Origin of the sequence: Vibrio brasiliensis LMG 20546 (assembly GCF_000189255.1) — a bacterium.
In the GTDB taxonomy this organism is placed as follows: domain Bacteria; phylum Pseudomonadota; class Gammaproteobacteria; order Enterobacterales; family Vibrionaceae; genus Vibrio; species Vibrio brasiliensis.
This window is the reverse complement of record NZ_AEVS01000040.1, coordinates 17,653-33,658: the sequence shown is the minus strand read 5'-3', so window position 1 is coordinate 33,658 and position 16,006 is coordinate 17,653. Positions and strand designations below refer to the sequence as shown.

General features: G+C 46.4%; 16 protein-coding genes and 1 pseudogene. 4 read left to right on the top strand and 13 right to left on the bottom strand.

The window, feature by feature from the left end; all coding sequences use genetic code 11:
• Window positions 1–83 precede the first annotated feature (83 nt).
• Window positions 84–1,955: a methyl-accepting chemotaxis protein gene (locus RH46_RS06575; RefSeq protein WP_006878619.1), complete on the top strand. Its 1,872-nt coding sequence runs from the start codon at window positions 84–86 to the stop codon at window positions 1,953–1,955.
• Between the two features lie 59 nt (window positions 1,956–2,014).
• Here the strand turns inward: RH46_RS06575 and bcp are convergent, their stop codons facing one another.
• The gene (gene bcp, locus RH46_RS06570; protein WP_006878618.1) at window positions 2,015–2,485 is read right to left on the bottom strand and encodes a thioredoxin-dependent thiol peroxidase; all 471 of its coding nucleotides are present in this window, start codon (window positions 2,483–2,485) and stop codon (window positions 2,015–2,017) included.
• Window positions 2,486–2,494: 9 nt separating this feature from the next.
• On the bottom strand, window positions 2,495–3,037 hold the full coding sequence (locus tag RH46_RS06565) for a glycine cleavage system transcriptional repressor (RefSeq protein WP_006878617.1): 543 nt from the start codon (window positions 3,035–3,037) through the stop codon (window positions 2,495–2,497).
• Window positions 3,038–3,337: 300 nt separating this feature from the next.
• On the opposite strand from RH46_RS06565, the gene dapA reads away from it, so the two are divergent.
• Together dapA and bamC are read left to right on the top strand one after the other, a co-directional pair.
• On the top strand, window positions 3,338–4,216 hold the full coding sequence (dapA, locus tag RH46_RS06560; RefSeq protein WP_006878616.1) for a 4-hydroxy-tetrahydrodipicolinate synthase: 879 nt from the start codon (window positions 3,338–3,340) through the stop codon (window positions 4,214–4,216).
• Between the two features lie 55 nt (window positions 4,217–4,271).
• Window positions 4,272–5,297, top strand: coding sequence for an outer membrane protein assembly factor BamC (gene bamC / locus RH46_RS06555; RefSeq protein WP_006878615.1), 1,026 nt, complete (start codon window positions 4,272–4,274; stop codon window positions 5,295–5,297).
• 61 nt (window positions 5,298–5,358) lie between these two features.
• Here bamC and RH46_RS06550 read toward each other — a convergent pair whose 3' ends face one another.
• Together RH46_RS06550 and rnt are read right to left on the bottom strand one after the other, a co-directional pair.
• A complete protein-coding gene (locus RH46_RS06550; protein ID WP_006878614.1) occupies window positions 5,359–6,684 on the bottom strand; it encodes a Na+/H+ antiporter family protein in 1,326 nt (441 codons plus the stop codon).
• Window positions 6,685–6,712: 28 nt separating this feature from the next.
• Entirely contained in the window at window positions 6,713–7,372 is a 660-nt protein-coding gene (gene rnt / locus RH46_RS06545; protein WP_006878613.1) for a ribonuclease T, read from the bottom strand.
• 200 nt (window positions 7,373–7,572) lie between these two features.
• Between rnt and motY the strand changes: the two genes are divergently transcribed.
• On the top strand, window positions 7,573–8,454 hold the full coding sequence (gene motY / locus RH46_RS06540) for a flagellar protein MotY (RefSeq protein WP_006878612.1): 882 nt from the start codon (window positions 7,573–7,575) through the stop codon (window positions 8,452–8,454).
• Between the two features lie 54 nt (window positions 8,455–8,508).
• On the opposite strand, the gene RH46_RS06535 is transcribed toward motY, so the two are convergent.
• The 9 genes and pseudogenes from RH46_RS06535 to rsxA all read right to left on the bottom strand — a co-directional run bounded on the left by RH46_RS06535 (window position 8,509) and on the right by rsxA (window position 15,892).
• A complete protein-coding gene (locus RH46_RS06535) occupies window positions 8,509–8,946 on the bottom strand; it encodes a DUF2753 domain-containing protein (RefSeq protein WP_006878611.1) in 438 nt (145 codons plus the stop codon).
• A 117-nt stretch (window positions 8,947–9,063) separates the two neighbouring features.
• Entirely contained in the window at window positions 9,064–9,480 is a 417-nt protein-coding gene (gloA, locus tag RH46_RS06530; protein ID WP_006878610.1) for a lactoylglutathione lyase, read from the bottom strand.
• A 12-nt stretch (window positions 9,481–9,492) separates the two neighbouring features.
• Window positions 9,493–10,134 (bottom strand): endonuclease III, encoded by a 642-nt coding sequence (gene nth / locus RH46_RS06525; protein ID WP_006878609.1) that lies wholly within the window; start codon window positions 10,132–10,134, stop codon window positions 9,493–9,495.
• 61 nt (window positions 10,135–10,195) lie between these two features.
• On the bottom strand, window positions 10,196–10,885 hold the full coding sequence (locus RH46_RS06520; protein ID WP_006878608.1) for an electron transport complex subunit E: 690 nt from the start codon (window positions 10,883–10,885) through the stop codon (window positions 10,196–10,198).
• Complete coding sequence (rsxG, locus tag RH46_RS06515) at window positions 10,878–11,513, bottom strand: electron transport complex subunit RsxG (protein WP_006878607.1); 636 nt, start codon at window positions 11,511–11,513, stop codon at window positions 10,878–10,880. The genes RH46_RS06520 and rsxG overlap by 8 nt, the downstream gene beginning before the upstream one ends.
• Before the next feature lie 9 nt (window positions 11,514–11,522).
• Entirely contained in the window at window positions 11,523–12,569 is a 1,047-nt protein-coding gene (gene rsxD / locus RH46_RS06510) for an electron transport complex subunit RsxD (RefSeq protein WP_040895319.1), read from the bottom strand.
• Window positions 12,569–14,718: pseudogene (gene rsxC, locus RH46_RS06505) on the bottom strand (electron transport complex subunit RsxC). The gene rsxD and the pseudogene rsxC overlap by 1 nt, the downstream one beginning before the upstream one ends.
• A gap of 8 nt (window positions 14,719–14,726) precedes the next feature.
• Complete coding sequence (gene rsxB, locus RH46_RS06500; RefSeq protein ID WP_006878604.1) at window positions 14,727–15,311, bottom strand: electron transport complex subunit RsxB; 585 nt, start codon at window positions 15,309–15,311, stop codon at window positions 14,727–14,729.
• Window positions 15,311–15,892 (bottom strand): electron transport complex subunit RsxA, encoded by a 582-nt coding sequence (gene rsxA / locus RH46_RS06495; RefSeq protein WP_006878603.1) that lies wholly within the window; start codon window positions 15,890–15,892, stop codon window positions 15,311–15,313. The genes rsxB and rsxA overlap by 1 nt, the downstream gene beginning before the upstream one ends.
• Window positions 15,893–16,006 lie beyond the last annotated feature (114 nt).

Below are 16,006 nucleotides of genomic sequence, written 5' to 3'. Positions count from 1 at the left end.
AAATTTCTTAAGTAAACGTTAAGTCGGGCGATAACTATAATCATAATTACAACAAAAAGCTTGCTATCAAATTGAGGGAACCTATGAGATTTAGCCAAAAAATCGTTGCAGCGTCATCTGCACTGTTATTGGTCACCGTTACATTGCTGTCAATTCAACAATTAAATACCGTAAAAAATGAAGTTGAAGCTCTGGTTGATACCAGCCTGACCGAAATGGTCAAGGGCGTTAACAACACAGTGGTATCTGAAATGGAGAGCAAGAAGTCACTTGCTCAGTCAACAACAGAAGTTATCGAACTGGATCCACAGAATCGCCAATTGGTGAAGGATATTCTTGAAAAACCAAATCTTAAAGGGAGTTTCCTAGCGGTAGGTTTTGGCTACGAATCTGACGGTTTTGTAGTGGAAAATGATGACGGCTGGGAAGCTGGCCCTGATTATGACCCACGTGTTCGTCCTTGGTTTAAGGATGCTAAAGCGCAAGGTCGCCTGGTGGTTACTGACCCATATATCGACGTATCCTCTAAGAAAGTAATCATCTCTATTGGTACGCCAGTTAAAGAGAATGGCCAATTTATGGCTGGTATGTTCTACGATATGGAACTAGGCGGATTGGCTGATCTGGTCAACAGCGTCAACCTACTTGATGCGGGCTACCTGTTCATCGTTACAGCAGACGGAACCACCATTGCCCACCCTGATGCGGCAAACAATGGTGAAAATCTGACTAAATATCTTCCTAAAGCAAAAGTACAGGAAGGAACTCAACGCTTTGAGCAGGGTGAGCAAGAGCTGATGGTACGTTTCCAGAAAGTACCTTCAGAGGATTGGTACATCGGCGCTGTTGTTGACGAAGAGATTGCCTTTGCGGCTATTGCCGATATGCGTAACAGCTCGATTCTGTATGTTGTTATTGGTGTGATTCTGAGTGTGGTGGTATTGAGTTTCCTAATTAAGGTACTAATGAAGCCACTAGCAACACTAAACGAAGCGATTAAGGACGTTGCGTCAGGTCAGGGTGATTTGACTAAGCGCCTTGATACCAACACTGACAAAGAGTTTGCTGAACTTGCAACTGGGTTTAATACCTTTACCGAAACGTTGCAGAAGCAGATTCAGCAATCAAAAGCGATCGGTGCCGAAATTCTACGCGGTACAGAAATGACTGTTCAGGGTTCACAACAATCAGCCGCCGCTATGCAGAGCCAGCTTCACGAGCTAGAGCAACTTGCTACAGCGATGCACGAAATGGCGGTAACCGCGACTGAAGTTGCTAACAATGCCCAAGGCGCCGCTGGTGCGGCGAAAGAGGCTGATGATGCGACTCAAGAAGGCTCTTCAGTGGTAAGTGATACCACCACGTCAATTGATACCTTGTCTGCGCGCATCGATCAGGCGGTTGAAGAAGTTCAGGGTCTGGAGTCTGCGACGGCGAACATCGAAACCATCCTTAAAGTCATTAACGATATTGCTGACCAAACTAACCTACTGGCACTTAACGCTGCGATTGAGGCGGCACGTGCTGGTGAGTCAGGCCGAGGCTTTGCTGTGGTTGCTGATGAAGTTCGAACTCTGGCACAACGTACTCAGGAGTCGACGACAGAAATTCGTAACATGATCGAGCAGCTTCAAGCGGGCGCAAGTTCAGTCTCTGCTGCGATGAATGAGAGTAAAAACACTGCGGTAGACGCGGTAGAAAAAGCCCAGGCTGCAAACGGTGCGCTGGAGCGTATCCGTGAGGCAATTCAGCGTATCTCTGATATGAACATGCAGATTGCTTCAGCGGCTGAAGAGCAAAGCCTGGTAGCGGAAGAGATCAACACCAATACGGTTAAGATTAAAGATCTGTCTACTCAGGTAGCAGACGCTGCAGACGAAGCCAATATGGCGATGCAGGTTCAGACTGAAAATGTTCGTGAACAAGATGCAATTCTGAACAAGTTTATTGTTTAGACTTGAGTAATAACAAAAACGCCAGCGAATTCGCTGGCGTTTTTTTATTTAGATTATGATTACTTGTTTTCGTTTAAGTAATCCAGCACCACTTCATGGTGGGTCTTGGTCTTAAACTTATTGAAGACGTGCTCAATCACACCTTCTTCGTTGATTAAGAAGCTAATGCGATGCAGGCCATCGTACACTTTACCCATAAACTTCTTTTCACCCCAAACACCAAACTGCTCAGCAACCGCATGGTCTTCATCAGAAAGTAGAGTGAAGTTAAGCTCATCGCGCTCAATGAACTTACCAAGACGCTTAACAGGGTCAATACTCACGCCCAGTACCGCAACATTGTGTGCATCAAGTTCAGCTTTGATATCACGTAGGCCTTGTGCCTGAACTGTACAGCTTGGAGTCATCGCTTTAGGGTAGAAGTAAAATAAAACTTTCTTACCTTTGAAATCATTAAGCGTGACAGTTTCACCATTTTGATCAAGTAGAGAAAACGCTGGTGCTGGAGCACCTGCTGTAAGCGTGTTCATGAAAATTCCTTATTGACTGTTTTTTATAAAATTAAGTGAGCCTTGTACATTGAGGCTTTGACATAGAGTGTCGAATTCTTCTTGCAATTGCATCAGGTTACAGTCTGAGCCGACTGTTGCTGTAATTGCAATATGGAACTGATCAGACTCTACATTTATCTTACTTTTGTCGATGGTTTGAGCGCTGAGCGAGGAGAGACCAATATCTTTTTGAGCAAAAAAGTTGGTGAAGTTTTCCGTCAACCCAGGTTTATCTTCCGACTCGACAAACACCTCTAATGTATAGGCGTTTTCAAGATAAGCGTGAGTAGAAGTACGTTTCATTATGGTGATCAGATCATGTTCCTGGCCGAGGAGGGGGAGAGTGGTTTCTACCCGAGTAATGGCCGCATTGTTGCCTGAAAGCAGCATAATGAGAGTAAATTCATTGCCAAATAGGGCGATACGACTGTCAACAATATTGCATCCAGACTGAGTGACCAGGTGTACAACTTGGTTGCAGACACCCGGGCGATCTGTTCCTACCGCAGTAATCACCAGATGTTGAGTCATAGGTTCACTTCTATCAAAGTTATTTTTATTAATGAGATAGCTTAGCACAGAAGCGATTCAGAAGGGTGTACTGAGCAGTGCTTTTTGCTATCAAATTGAGTGTATTCTGGGCTAATGATAGTCGGGCAAACCATTCTTCACTTGGCACTGACACGGCTGAAAAAAGAAGGAGTATGTTGCCAGAGTTCTAACATCCAATAAATATTCATTCATTTAGGTGATTTAAGCGCCTCTAAGTGCTTGTCTTTATCAATCGCCTTACAGTACCATGCGATAAGTATCTAAATTAGGGAGAAAGACATGTTTTCAGGAAGTATTGTAGCGTTAATTACACCGTTTAATCATGATGGCGAAGTAGATTACGTAAGCCTGAAGAAGCTGGTGGAATACCATATTGCAGCGGGCAGCGATGGCATCGTAGCAGTAGGTACCACGGGTGAATCGGCAACGCTGACTATCGAAGAGCATGTCAAGGTCGTGATGAAATCGGTTGAGTTTGCTGACGGACGTATCCCTATCATTGCTGGTACGGGTGCGAATGCAACTCATGAGTCTGTGACGTTCAGCCGCTTATTAAACAACTCGGGTATTGCCGGTTGTCTAAGTGTTACGCCTTACTACAACAAGCCAACTCAAGAAGGCTTATACCAGCACTACAAAGCAATTGCTGAAGAGAGCGATGTACCACAAATTTTATACAACGTGCCAGGCCGTACTGCGGTAGACTTACTACCAGAAACGGTTGCGCGTTTATCTGAGATCGAAAGCATCGTTGCTCTTAAAGACGCAACAGGTGATTTAAGCAGAATTGCAACTCACCGTGAACTTTGTGGCGAAGATTTTATCTTACTAAGTGGTGATGACTTAACAGGTCTGGATTTTGTTAAGCAGGGCGGCAATGGCGTGATCTCTGTAACCAACAACATTGCAGCTGAAGATATGGCTAAAATGTTCAGACTGGCAAGCGAAGGCAAGTACGAAGAAGCGGAAATTATTAACCAACGCTTGATGCCATTGCATAAAAACTTGTTTGTTGAGTCGAACCCAATTCCAGTGAAGTGGGCAGCGCATAAACTTGGCCTGATTGAACACGGCAGTTTGCGTTTACCGCTGACCGAGTTATCTGAAAATGCACGCCCTATTGTGGCTCAAGCGATGACGGAAGCTTGCATTTACTAAATTTGAATATGGATGGCCGGAGCATTGCTCCGGCATAGATGTATCAGGAGTTTCAATGAAATTGTCTCACCAGCTAGTCGTCAGTTCACTAGCTGTTTTTGTTTTAAGTGCGTGTTCAGGCAGTGCGACTCAGCGTCGTCAGGCCAAGGATGACTTTGAATACTTAAATACGACACCGATGCAAGAGTGGAAGTTGGCTGAAGGGGCGACTCCACAGTTTTACACTAACTACAAAATTCCTCAGGGTGAGTTTACTGGTGGCGTTGGTAAAGAGGTCGATATTCGCCCTCCACAACAAGTATTAGAACTCATTCCGGGTGCACGTGCTGAACGTAAGAACGGTGAAACGACACTTTGGTTACTCCGTGAAGATGAAGTCGACAAAGTATGGCAGACCGCTGAGAAGATGCTTAAAGAGCGCGACATCGCGATCCGTGAGCAGACTTCAACGCGTATTGAAACCGACTGGGTGACTTGGACATCAGAAGACGAAGATGGTGAACTTGGTGCTCGTTACCAGATTGACCGTGTCGCTGCTGAAGGTCGTCATGGTTTTCGTATTTCCCTGATCGACTGGCGTCAGAATGGCAAAGAGATGCCTGTGACTGCGACCAATAAAGAGCGTTACAATGCGCTAATGACTAACCTGGTGACAGCGCGTTACGATCTTGATCTACGTGAAGAAGCCGCGCGTAAAGCAGAGCAGTTGGTTAAACAGATCCCAATCTCTATGGGTTCAGACCGCAGTGGCTTCCCGGTAATCATTGCTCGAACTCAGTACAACGTATTGTGGAATCGTCTACCAACTCTGCTGCCAAATATGGGCTTCACTCTGGAAGAGCGTAACCAGTCTCAAGGTACAGTAAAAGCTAAGTACGCTGCGCCGGATGACGAGTTCTGGAACGATATTGGTGTTAAGCCGATTGGTCTGGACTCTGGTACTTACACCTTCCTATTTGGTGACTTAGGTAACCGTACATCGATTAACGTTACTGACTCTTCAGGTAAGCCTGTAGAAGAGAAACTACTCGAAGATATGGTGCCAGTGCTGGCCGCGGTTGTTGAAAAACAAGCGAAGTAGAGCCAACAACAGATAATAAAAAAGCTGACCCAAGGTCAGCTTTTTTCGTTTAATGGTTAGCTTACAGCACCATAGCTGCAATCCAACCGAAAACAATCAGCGGGATATTGTAGTGAATAAAGGTTGGCACTACTGTTTCCCAGATATGTTCGTGCTGACCGTCAGCATTCAGACCCGATGTTGGACCTAAGGTCGAGTCAGACGCAGGAGAGCCTGCATCACCCAGCGCCGCGGCTGTACCAACCAGAGCAATCGTCGCCATTGGTGAGAAACCAAATGCCGCAGCAAGTGGTACATAGATAGTTGCCAGAATTGGAATGGTCGAGAAAGATGAACCAATACCCATAGTCACCAACAGACCAACAACGAGCATCAGTAGGGCTGCCATTGGCTTGTTATCGCCAATGCTGGTTGAAAGCGCTTCTACCAGAGACTCAACACCGCCAGTTTGCTTCATTACCGCAGCAAAACCTGCCGCCGCAATCATGATGAAGCCGATCATCGCCATCATGTGCACACCTTTAGTAAACACATCGTGAGTCTCTTTCCACGCAATAACGCCACCAAAAGTGAACACCATAAAGCCTGCAAGGCCACCGATGATCATAGAGCCGGTAGAAAGCTGGACGCTTAGCGCCGCAACAATACCTACTGCAGCAACCAGAACGTTTTTCTTATTGATTTGTTTTGGATCTTCTTCCACGTGAGTCAGTTCAGTCTCTTTGTACTGACGTGGCTTACGGTAGCTAAAGAAGATTGCTGTCAACAGACCAAAGATCATGCCTGCTGCAGGAAGTAGCATGGCTACTGGAACCTGACTTGCTACAACGTTATCAAGACCATTGTCGTGAAGGTTCTTAAGCAGAATATTGTTAAGGAAGATGCCACCAAAACCAATAGGCAGCACCATGTAAGGTGTTACCAGACCGAATGTCAGCACACAAGCGATCATACGACGGTCAAGGTTCAGTTTGGCAAATACGCCTAATAGAGGTGGGATAAGAATTGGAATGAAGGCAATATGCACTGGAATAACGTTTTGCGATGACATAGTCACTAGAACTAGTGCTACTAATACCGCATATTTCAGGCCAGTAGACGCAGCCGCGTTTTCTTTACCATGAATGCGTTTGATCACGCTATTCGCTAGCAGATCAGTAATACCAGAGCGAGAGATAGCGACAGCAAATGTGCCAAGCATAGCGTAGCTCAGAGCGATGGTTGCACCACCACCTAGGCCACTTTCAAAAGCAGCGACAGCTTGATTAAGTTCCATACCGGAAACTAGACCACCGACGATAGCGCTGAATGTCAGTGCTACCACGACATTGACGCGCATCAGTGCTAGAGCAAGCATGACACATACAGAAATGACAACAGGGTTCATAATTTACTCGTGTGTTGTGTTTACATTTTTATTTTATTGATTCGGCATCTGCTTCAATCAATGGCCAGCCACCAAGAGCTTTCCATTTATTGACGATGCCGCAAAAGAGCTCAGCCGTTTTTTGAGTATCGTATAGAGCTGAGTGGGCTTCTTTATTGTCAAACTCCATCCCTGCAGTTTTACACGCTTTCGCCAGTACAGTCTGACCGTAAGCCAAGCCGCTAAGGGTAGCCGTGTCAAAGGTTGCAAAAGGATGGAATGGGACACGTTTAAGCTTGCAGCGTTCGCTCGCTTCCATCACAAAACTGTGGTCGAAGTTAGCATTATGGGCGACCATAATTGCGCGGCTACAATCTGCAGCTTTCTGTTCCTTGCGCACAAGTTTGTAAATTTCCTTGAGTGCATGGTCCTCTGTCACAGCGCCACGCAGTGGACTAAATGGGTCGCGGATTCCGTTAAAATCGAGCGCTTCTTTTTCAAGATTGGCTCCTTCGAACGGCTCGACATGAAAATGAATGGTTGACGCTGGGACAAGATCGCCATTTTCGTCCATCTTTAGAGTAACGGCGCAGATTTCCAAAAGGGCATCCGTCTTGGCGTTAAATCCTGCGGTTTCCACGTCAATAACAACGGGAAAGTAACCACGGAATCGTTTTTTTAGCGTCAATGCTTCGTTTTCTATAGTCATGTGTGCTTCGTATAATGTGACAGGGCAGGCATTATTGCAGATTCTTTCAGCAAGAAAAACCGTTAATGCTGATTGAAAAAGAAACATTGGCAATTTGTACTATACAAATGTGTTGGCGAGGTTTTTGCATTGTTTTTTGCGCGGGCAATGAAGCGGCAATTCCGCCCTTGCCAGAGTTCAGTTAATAGAAGAAGTAATGTATGAAGAAGTTGTTTGCAACCAGTCTAGTCTTGTCTCTGACAGCGTTTTCCGCTCAAGCGTATGCGTTGGATAAGCAGTATGTTGCAAAGCCTCAGCAGTCAACATGGCAAATGGTTGCCAATACGCCACTTGAATGCCGGTTGGTTCATCCGATCCCAAATTATGGTGATGCGGTGTTTTCTTCTCATGCCAGCAAGAAAATTAATCTCGACTTTGAATTGAAAATGAAGCGTCCGATGGGGCAGACCCGTGATGTTAGTCTGGTCTCTATGCCGCCTGCGTGGCGACCAGGAGAAGGGGCGGATCGCATTACCAATATTCGCTTTTTTCAACAGTTTGACGGCTATGTTGGTGGCCAAACAGCATGGAACATTCTTGGCGAGCTAGAAAAGGGGCGTTACCCGACTTTCAGTTATCAAGAGTGGCGCAGTCGTGATGAACGCATTGAAGTGGCGCTCTCTTCGGTACTGTTCCAGCGTTCATACAATGTGTTTAGTGACTGCATTGCCAACCTTCTGCCATATAGCTTTGAAGATATTGCCTTTACTATTCTTCATTATGACCGCACCAGTGTTGAGCTTAATAAGCAGTCGCAAAAGCGCTTAGCGCAAATTGCTGAGTACATTAAACACAATCAAGACATTGATTTGGTGTTGGTCTCTACCTACACCGATGCAGAAGACAGTAAAAGTGCTAGCCAGAGCTTGTCTGAAAGACGCGCTGAAGTGCTGCAAGAGTACTTTAAATCTCTGGGTCTGCCAGAGGACAGAATTCGGGTTCAGGGTTACGGTAAACGCCGACCAATTGATGATAACGCATCACCAATCGGTAAAGACAGAAACCGACGTGTAGTGATCTCATTGGGTCGAACCCAGGTCTGAGTTTACTTGATACGAAAAAGCCAGCATCGTGCTGGCTTTTTTGATTATGGGTTGTTAGTTGAGTTTGAACTTAGCAATCAGGTTACAGTTGGTCGCAGTATCAATGTCCTGAACCAACTGAGCGATAGTGGGGTTAGGGTGCCTCTTCATGAACTCAATCAAGGCTTTCTTACAGCAGCCCATAGAGTCAATGAAGGCATCACAATCGGTATTAGGACACTGTGGAACCAGAGTAAGAACTTTTTCCGAAGCAAGCTGCAGGTACTTCAACTCGTACTTAATATCACCGACATTACGCCAGAACATCGCCATATTATGACAAGAGATCACAGATATCATCAGGCGGTCTTCGACATCAACCTCTTCGGCTTCACCGATACGTTCGCTCAATGTCAGAGCTTGTTGGTAATGGAGGATGCCTCTCAGATGATCGTCATCATTCATTGCCATATCAGCTAATAAGGTGTGCTTCTCCCACTCTTGGATGCCCATTGTTCTAATCTCCTGATCGCGAATAGCTTGAGATTAAATGATAACTATTATCAAGTAAAGTTAAAAAAATAGGACAGTGTGATACTGTCCTATTTTCGATATCAGCCGAAGCTATGATTAGCCTTCTAAACCCGCAGATGCCTGCTTGTTTTGAATCAGCTCAATCATGTAGCCATCCGGGTCTTTAACAAAAGCGATATGAGTCGTACCACCTTTTACCGGACCTGGCTCGCGCGTAACATTTCCGCCTGCCGCTTTAATCGCATCACAAGTTGAATAAATGTCGTCAACACCGATAGCGATATGACCAAACGCACTGCCGAGGTCATATTCTGTGGTACCCCAGTTGTATGTAAGCTCGATCACTGCGCCCTGAGATTCATCGCCAAAACCAAGAAATGCCAGAGTGTACTTGTACTCTTTGTTCTCGTTGGTACGTAGCAACTGCATGCCCATAACTTCGGTATAAAACTGAATTGACTTATCTAAGTCACCTACACGAAGCATAGTGTGTAAGATGCGTCCATTTGACATTGTTATGCTCTCCTAATTTTCTGGATAAACTTTTTCTTTAAACTCGCAAAGATCTTCGATGATACAGCTACCACAACGAGGTTTACGCGCCACGCAGGTGTAACGTCCATGAAGGATCAACCAGTGGTGAACATCGAGTTTGAACTCTTTTGGCACAACTTTAAGTAGCTTTTCTTCTACCTGATCGACGTTTTTGCCCATCGCAAGCTTAGTGCGGTTTGATACGCGATAGATATGGGTATCGACGGCAATGGTTGGCCAGCCAAAAGCTGTGTTGAGAACCACGTTGGCGGTTTTGCGTCCAACACCCGGCAGTGCTTCTAGCGCTTCACGGTTTTCTGGTACTTCACCGCCATGCTGTTCAAGCAGGATCTTACAGGTCTTGATAACGTTCTCAGCTTTAGAGTTAAACAGACCTATGGTTTTGATGTAATCCTTAACGCCATCTACCCCAAGGTCTAGTAAGCCCTGCGGAGTGTTCGCGACAGGGTAGAGCTTATCGGTCGCCTTGTTAACGCTAACATCTGTTGCCTGTGCAGAGAGAAGCACCGCAATCAAAAGCTCGAAAGGTGTACTCCAGTTCAGCTCGGTTTGAGGATTGGGATTATCCTCCCTGAGGCGTTCCAGTATTAATCTACGTTTCTCTTTATTCATTTGAGGCTGCTTTCCAGTATTTTTATCCCAGCCTACTGAGGTTCAGTGGCAGGTGTTGTTATTAATTGGTGACGCGAGCTCGTTCAATAGTCTGTTTTTGTTGTTTTGGCTGACGAGCTTGTAGTTGTTTGTCGATGACGTTCTTAGCTGCGATGAGTAATCCGACGCCAATAAACGCGCCTGGTGGCAGTAGTGCCAGTAGGAAGCTGTTATCGAAGTGGAATACTTCAATTCGCAGTGCGGTGGCCCACTCACCAAGTAGCAGGTCGGCACCATCAAACAGAGTGCCGTTACCGATCACTTCACGCATTGCGCCAAGGACAACCAATACGCTGGTCATACCCAGTCCCATCCAGAAGCCGTCCTGAGCAGAAGGAAGAACATCGTTTTTCGACGCAAAAGCTTCAGCTCGACCAATGATGATACAGTTGGTCACAATGAGTGGGATAAAAATACCTAGCGAAAGGTACAACCCATAGGCGTAAGCGTTCATCAACAGCTGAACACAGGTTACGAGTGCCGCAATGATCATGACAAATACCGGAATACGCACCTCTTTTGGCACATAATCACGGACGAGTGAAACTGTTACGTTTGAGCCAACCAAAACCAGCAAAGTGGCTATACCAAGTCCAAGAGCATTGGTCACCGTTGAAGAGACTGCCAATAATGGACATAGACCAAGAAGCTGTACCAGAGCAGGGTTGTTATCCCACATGCCATTTTTAATCAGGGTTTTATGATCACTCATTGTTGCCTCCACATGTTAGTGGCTGAGCCAGAATTTGCTCACGGTTAGCATTGACAAACTCAACGGTGTTTTTCACCGCTTTAACGACAGCTCGTGGGGTAATGGTTGCACCGGTAAACTGGTCAAACTGACCGCCGTCTTTGCGTACTTTCCACTGCGCCTGATTACTGTCAGTAACGGATTTACCTGTAAAACCCAGAATCCAATCACTGATACGTAGATCTATTTTATCGCCCAGACCAGGAGTTTCCTGATGACTGAGTACACGGGTTCCGGAAATGGTTCCGTCCTGCTTAATACCGACAATTATCTTAATCACGCCGTTGTAGCCGTCAGGTGCGATCGCTTCAATCGCCATTGCTGAAGGCTGCCCATTGAGACTCGCAATATAGACTGGCATATCAGTGTCAGTACCCAGCAGCGGGTTATTGACTAGCGTACAGGCCTGATACAGCTCATTATCGTGCAGGTCATGAGGAATCACCTGATTGAGTACTGACAAGAGTTGCTTTTGCTGCTGAAGATTAATCTGATCTTTAGTCAGATAATTTGTCAGTGCGACAACACCAGTAGACGCACAGGCGAAGATTGCCAAGATGGCACCATTTTTTCGAATAGCATTTAGCATGACGTCACCTTAATGCCCGTAAGTTCTTGGTTTGGTGTAGTAATCAATCAGTGGTACACACATGTTGCCTAACAGAACAGCAAATGCCACGCCGTCTGGGAAACCACCCCAACTACGAATAATAAACACCATAGCACCAATAAATGCACCGAAGATGAGACGACCTTTTACGGTTGTCGAAGCCGATACCGGGTCAGTGGCAATAAAGAATGCACCAAGCATGGTTGCACCTGACAACAAGTGAACCATCGGCGATGCCGTTGTGCCAGGCATAAGCAGCATAAACAGACCGCTGAACACTGTCAGACTAATGAGGAATCCAACCGGGATATGCCAGTTAATCACTCTGACCTTGATCAGGACCAAACCACCAATCAGGTAAGCAAGGTTAACCCATTCCCAGCCAATACCAGCAAGGCCACTAAACTGAGGCTGGCTCAATGCTTCGCTGGTGGTACTTCCGGTCAATAGAGATGTTTTAAAGGCATCTAATGGCGTAGCCATAGTAATACCATCGATACCACTGCGAATTTGCTGTAATGACAGACCTTCTAAGTTCAATCCTGTGAAAATGAGAGACAAGGCGTCACCACCGGAAATTGGCGTCGCTTGCAGCTCGTTTGGCGCGATCCAGCTTGTCATCTGTACAGGGAAGGATATTAGTAGCACCACATAGGCAACCATTGCTGGGTTAAACAGGTTCTGGCCAATGCCGCCATAGAGGTGTTTGGCAATCACAATGGCAAAGATAAGACCAATGGTAATTACCCACCATGGAGAGAGTGGCGGAATCGCAATCGCTAATAACCAGGCGGTGACAAGCGCACTGTTGTCTCTCAATGCCGACATAGGTGGACGCTTTCTTGCGATCATCACTAAGGCTTCAAGCGACAGACCAATTACAATCGCTAGCATCAATTGAATGATGGTTCCCCAGCCGAAAAAGTAGGTTTGGGCTGCCAAACCTGGCAGGGCACAAAGCGCGACCCATTTCATTAGATCAGGAGTGCTTCTACGACTATGCGCATGGGGTGAGCTGGCAATAAAGAAGGCCACTACTCTTTCTCCTCAAATTGTTTTTGTTGTTCTTTTGCTGCTTTACGAGCTTTAGCTCTTGCGATAGCAGCGGCAACGGCAGCTTTCTTCGGATCTTCCGGTTCAGTGCTGTCTTGTGCAGTGTCAGCTTCAGGCTCTGTTTTTGCCTGCTCAGCCTTACGAGCTTTAGCCCTTGCGACAGCAGCGGCAACAGCAGCTTTCTTCGGATCGTCCGGTTCAGTGCTGTCTTGTGTGTGTCAGCTTCAGGCTCTGTTTTCGTCTGCTCAGCCTTACGAGCTTTAGCTCTTGCGATAGCAGCGGCAACAGCGTCTTTCTTATCGCTGACAGGTTTATCATCAGATGGCGATTCAGCTTGCTCTGCTTTGCGTGCTTTAGCTCGTGCAATGGCTGCGGCAACGGCATCTTTCTTCTCATCGGATGATGAGGCTTCAGGTTGCTGCGATTTCTCGGCTTTTCGCTCGCGAGCCTGGCGCTTACGCTCTTCACGTAATTTAGCCATTTCGCTGTTATCCGGTTCTGACTGACCTTGTTCTTGAGCTGCCGCCTGTTTGGCTTTTGCTCTGGCGATAGCAGCAGCTACAGCAGGTTTAACCTCTTTTTCTTCGCTAGCCTGTGCTGATTTCTGAGCTTTGACACGCGCAATAGCTGCGGCAATTGCATCATCTTCACCACTGGTCTTCATCTCTTTACGGCGATCTTCAGCAGCTTTCTTGAAGCGATTTTCACGTTGGGCCTTGTCTCGCTCTAAACGTGCTTTCTTCTCTTCGAAACGAATTCTCGCACGCTCGGCAGCTTCAGCTTCTTCCTTACGAGTACGGATTTCAGCTTTTGCCTGACGGTAGTACTGTACTAGTGGGATTTCACTTGGGCAGACAAAAGCACAAGCACCACACTCAATACAATCTTTAATATTCAGCTCTTCGCACTTGTCGAACTCTTCAGCTTTGGCATGCCATACCAACTGCTGAGGTAGCAGGGATGCAGGACAAGCTTCTGCACACTGACCACAACGAATACAGGCCATCTCATACTGGTTAGGCGAGATCTCTTTACGAGTTGGCGCCAGAATACAGTTGGACGTTTTGGTGATAGGTACTTGTGAGTGAGGCAGGGTAAAGCCCATCATTGGACCACCCATGATAAGGCGAGGCAGTCTCTTATCTGCCTGATAGCCGAACTCATCTAACAGCGCTTGCACCTGAGTACCAATGAGCGTCCAGACGTTGCGTGGTTGTTGGAAGGTATCACCTGTTAGCGTTACTACACGCTCGACCAAAGCTTCACCATCACACACCGCGCGTTTAATCGCCTGCAAAGAACCAACGTTCTGCACTAAGATACCGATATCAGCAGGAATACCGCCGTTAGGTACTTCTTTGTTGGTCAGAATCTTAATCAGTTGCTTCTCACCACCAGAAGGGTACTTAGTCGGGATAACTCGAATGATAATGTCTTTATCTTCAGCGGCTTGTTGCAGAGCTTTAACCGCTTCAGGTTTGTTATCCTCAATACCGATAACGGTCAGTTTTGGCTTAAGGATATGCTCGACAATCTCAATACCTTTGATGATCTCATCAGCATGCTCACGCATTAGTACGTCATCGGCAGTGATGTAAGGTTCACACTCTGCAGCGTTGATTATCAGTATTTCTGTTCGCGCCAAACCCGATTGAATTTTTTTCGCTGTAGGGAAGCCTGCGCCGCCCATTCCTGATACGCCAGCCTGGCGAATCTTTTCTATCAGCTCATCCGGAGTACGTTGCTCGAAGTCTGGCCATGTTTCTCGCTCTAGCCACGTATCAGCAAAGTCTGGCTCGATAACGATACAGGTTTCGCTTAAGCCAGAAGGGTGAGCCGTTGTACGTGGTTCAATCGCAACGACAGTCCCAGACGTTGGTGCATGAACGGGCAACATAAAGCTGGTGTCGTACTTAGTCAGTGCTTGCCCTTTAAGCACTTTTTCACCGACTTCTACAGTGATGGTACCCGGCTTACCGATATGCTGTTTAACAGGTAGGATAATTTGCTGGGGAATGGATGCACGTGATAATGACTCGGAGACGGACTGAGCTTTGTTTTCAGCCGGATGCACACCACCAGGGAAACTCCACAATGCACCAGATTTAATTTTTTCGATTAGTGACAACATGCCAGTCCTTAATTCACACTTTTCTGCTCTGGGGCAGAATCGGTAATATCAACAACAGGAATGGCGTCCATCTGCCACTTCCAGCTCGCTGTAGTCGTTTCTACAGGAATCATTTCAATACAGTCTGTTGGACAAGGAGCAACACAGAGGTCACAGCCTGTACACTCGTCCTTAATGACAGTATGTAGTGCCTTAGTACCACCTACAATGGCGTCAACAGGACAGGCCTGAATACATTTGGTACAACCAATACACATATCCTCATGGATAAATGCCACGGTTTTTACTGCGTTTTCCAGATCGTGAGCTGAGTCCGTTGCTTCAACGCCCATAAGATCTGCAAGTTTTTCAATCGTAGCCTGACCGCCCGGAGGACATTTGTTGATCTCATCACCATTGGCAATCGCCTCTGCGTACGGGCGACAACCTGGATAGCCACACTGACCACACTGGGTCTGGGGCAGAATACTGTCAATCTGGTCGACGATAGGGTCGGCTTCAACTTTGAAGCGAATAGAAGCAAAACCCAGTACGGCACCAAACACTGCTGCAAGAACAGCAATGGCGATAATCGCGATTAATATTGAGCTCATTACAACTTCACCAAACCTGTAAAGCCCATGAAGGCAAGAGACATCAACCCTGCGGTGATCATGGCAATCGACGCCCCTTTGAAGGGCATTGGCACATCGGCTGCGGCGATTCGTTCACGCATTGAAGCGAACAGAATCAATACCAGCGAGAAACCAACTGCTGCACCGAAACCATAGATGATGGATTCGATGAAGTTGTGGTTTTCGTTGATGTTAAGCAGGGCAACACCTAACACCGCGCAGTTGGTAGTGATAAGTGGTAAAAAGATACCGAGCAGTCGATATAGCGTTGGGCTGGTTTTGTGTACAACCATTTCAGTGAACTGTACCACTACCGCGATCACCAGAATGAAACTCATGGTTCTCAGGTATTGTAGATTGAGCGGATCCAGGATGTAGCTTTCAACAAGATACGCGCACACTGACGCTAAGGTTAAAACGAACGTAGTCGCTAACCCCATTCCAATTGCCGTTTCTAGCTTTTTCGACACGCCCATAAATGGACATAAACCCAGAAACTTCACCAGTACAAAGTTGTTGACCAGCACTGTGCCGACCAACAACAAAAGATATTCGGTCATAGTTATATAATTTTGAAATTCCGATCCCGACATTATCCTGCTTTGCTAGTCCAATAACAACCAAGGAAATATAAGGTTTTCTATTGTTGAGTAAAAATTATACGGGATATTGAG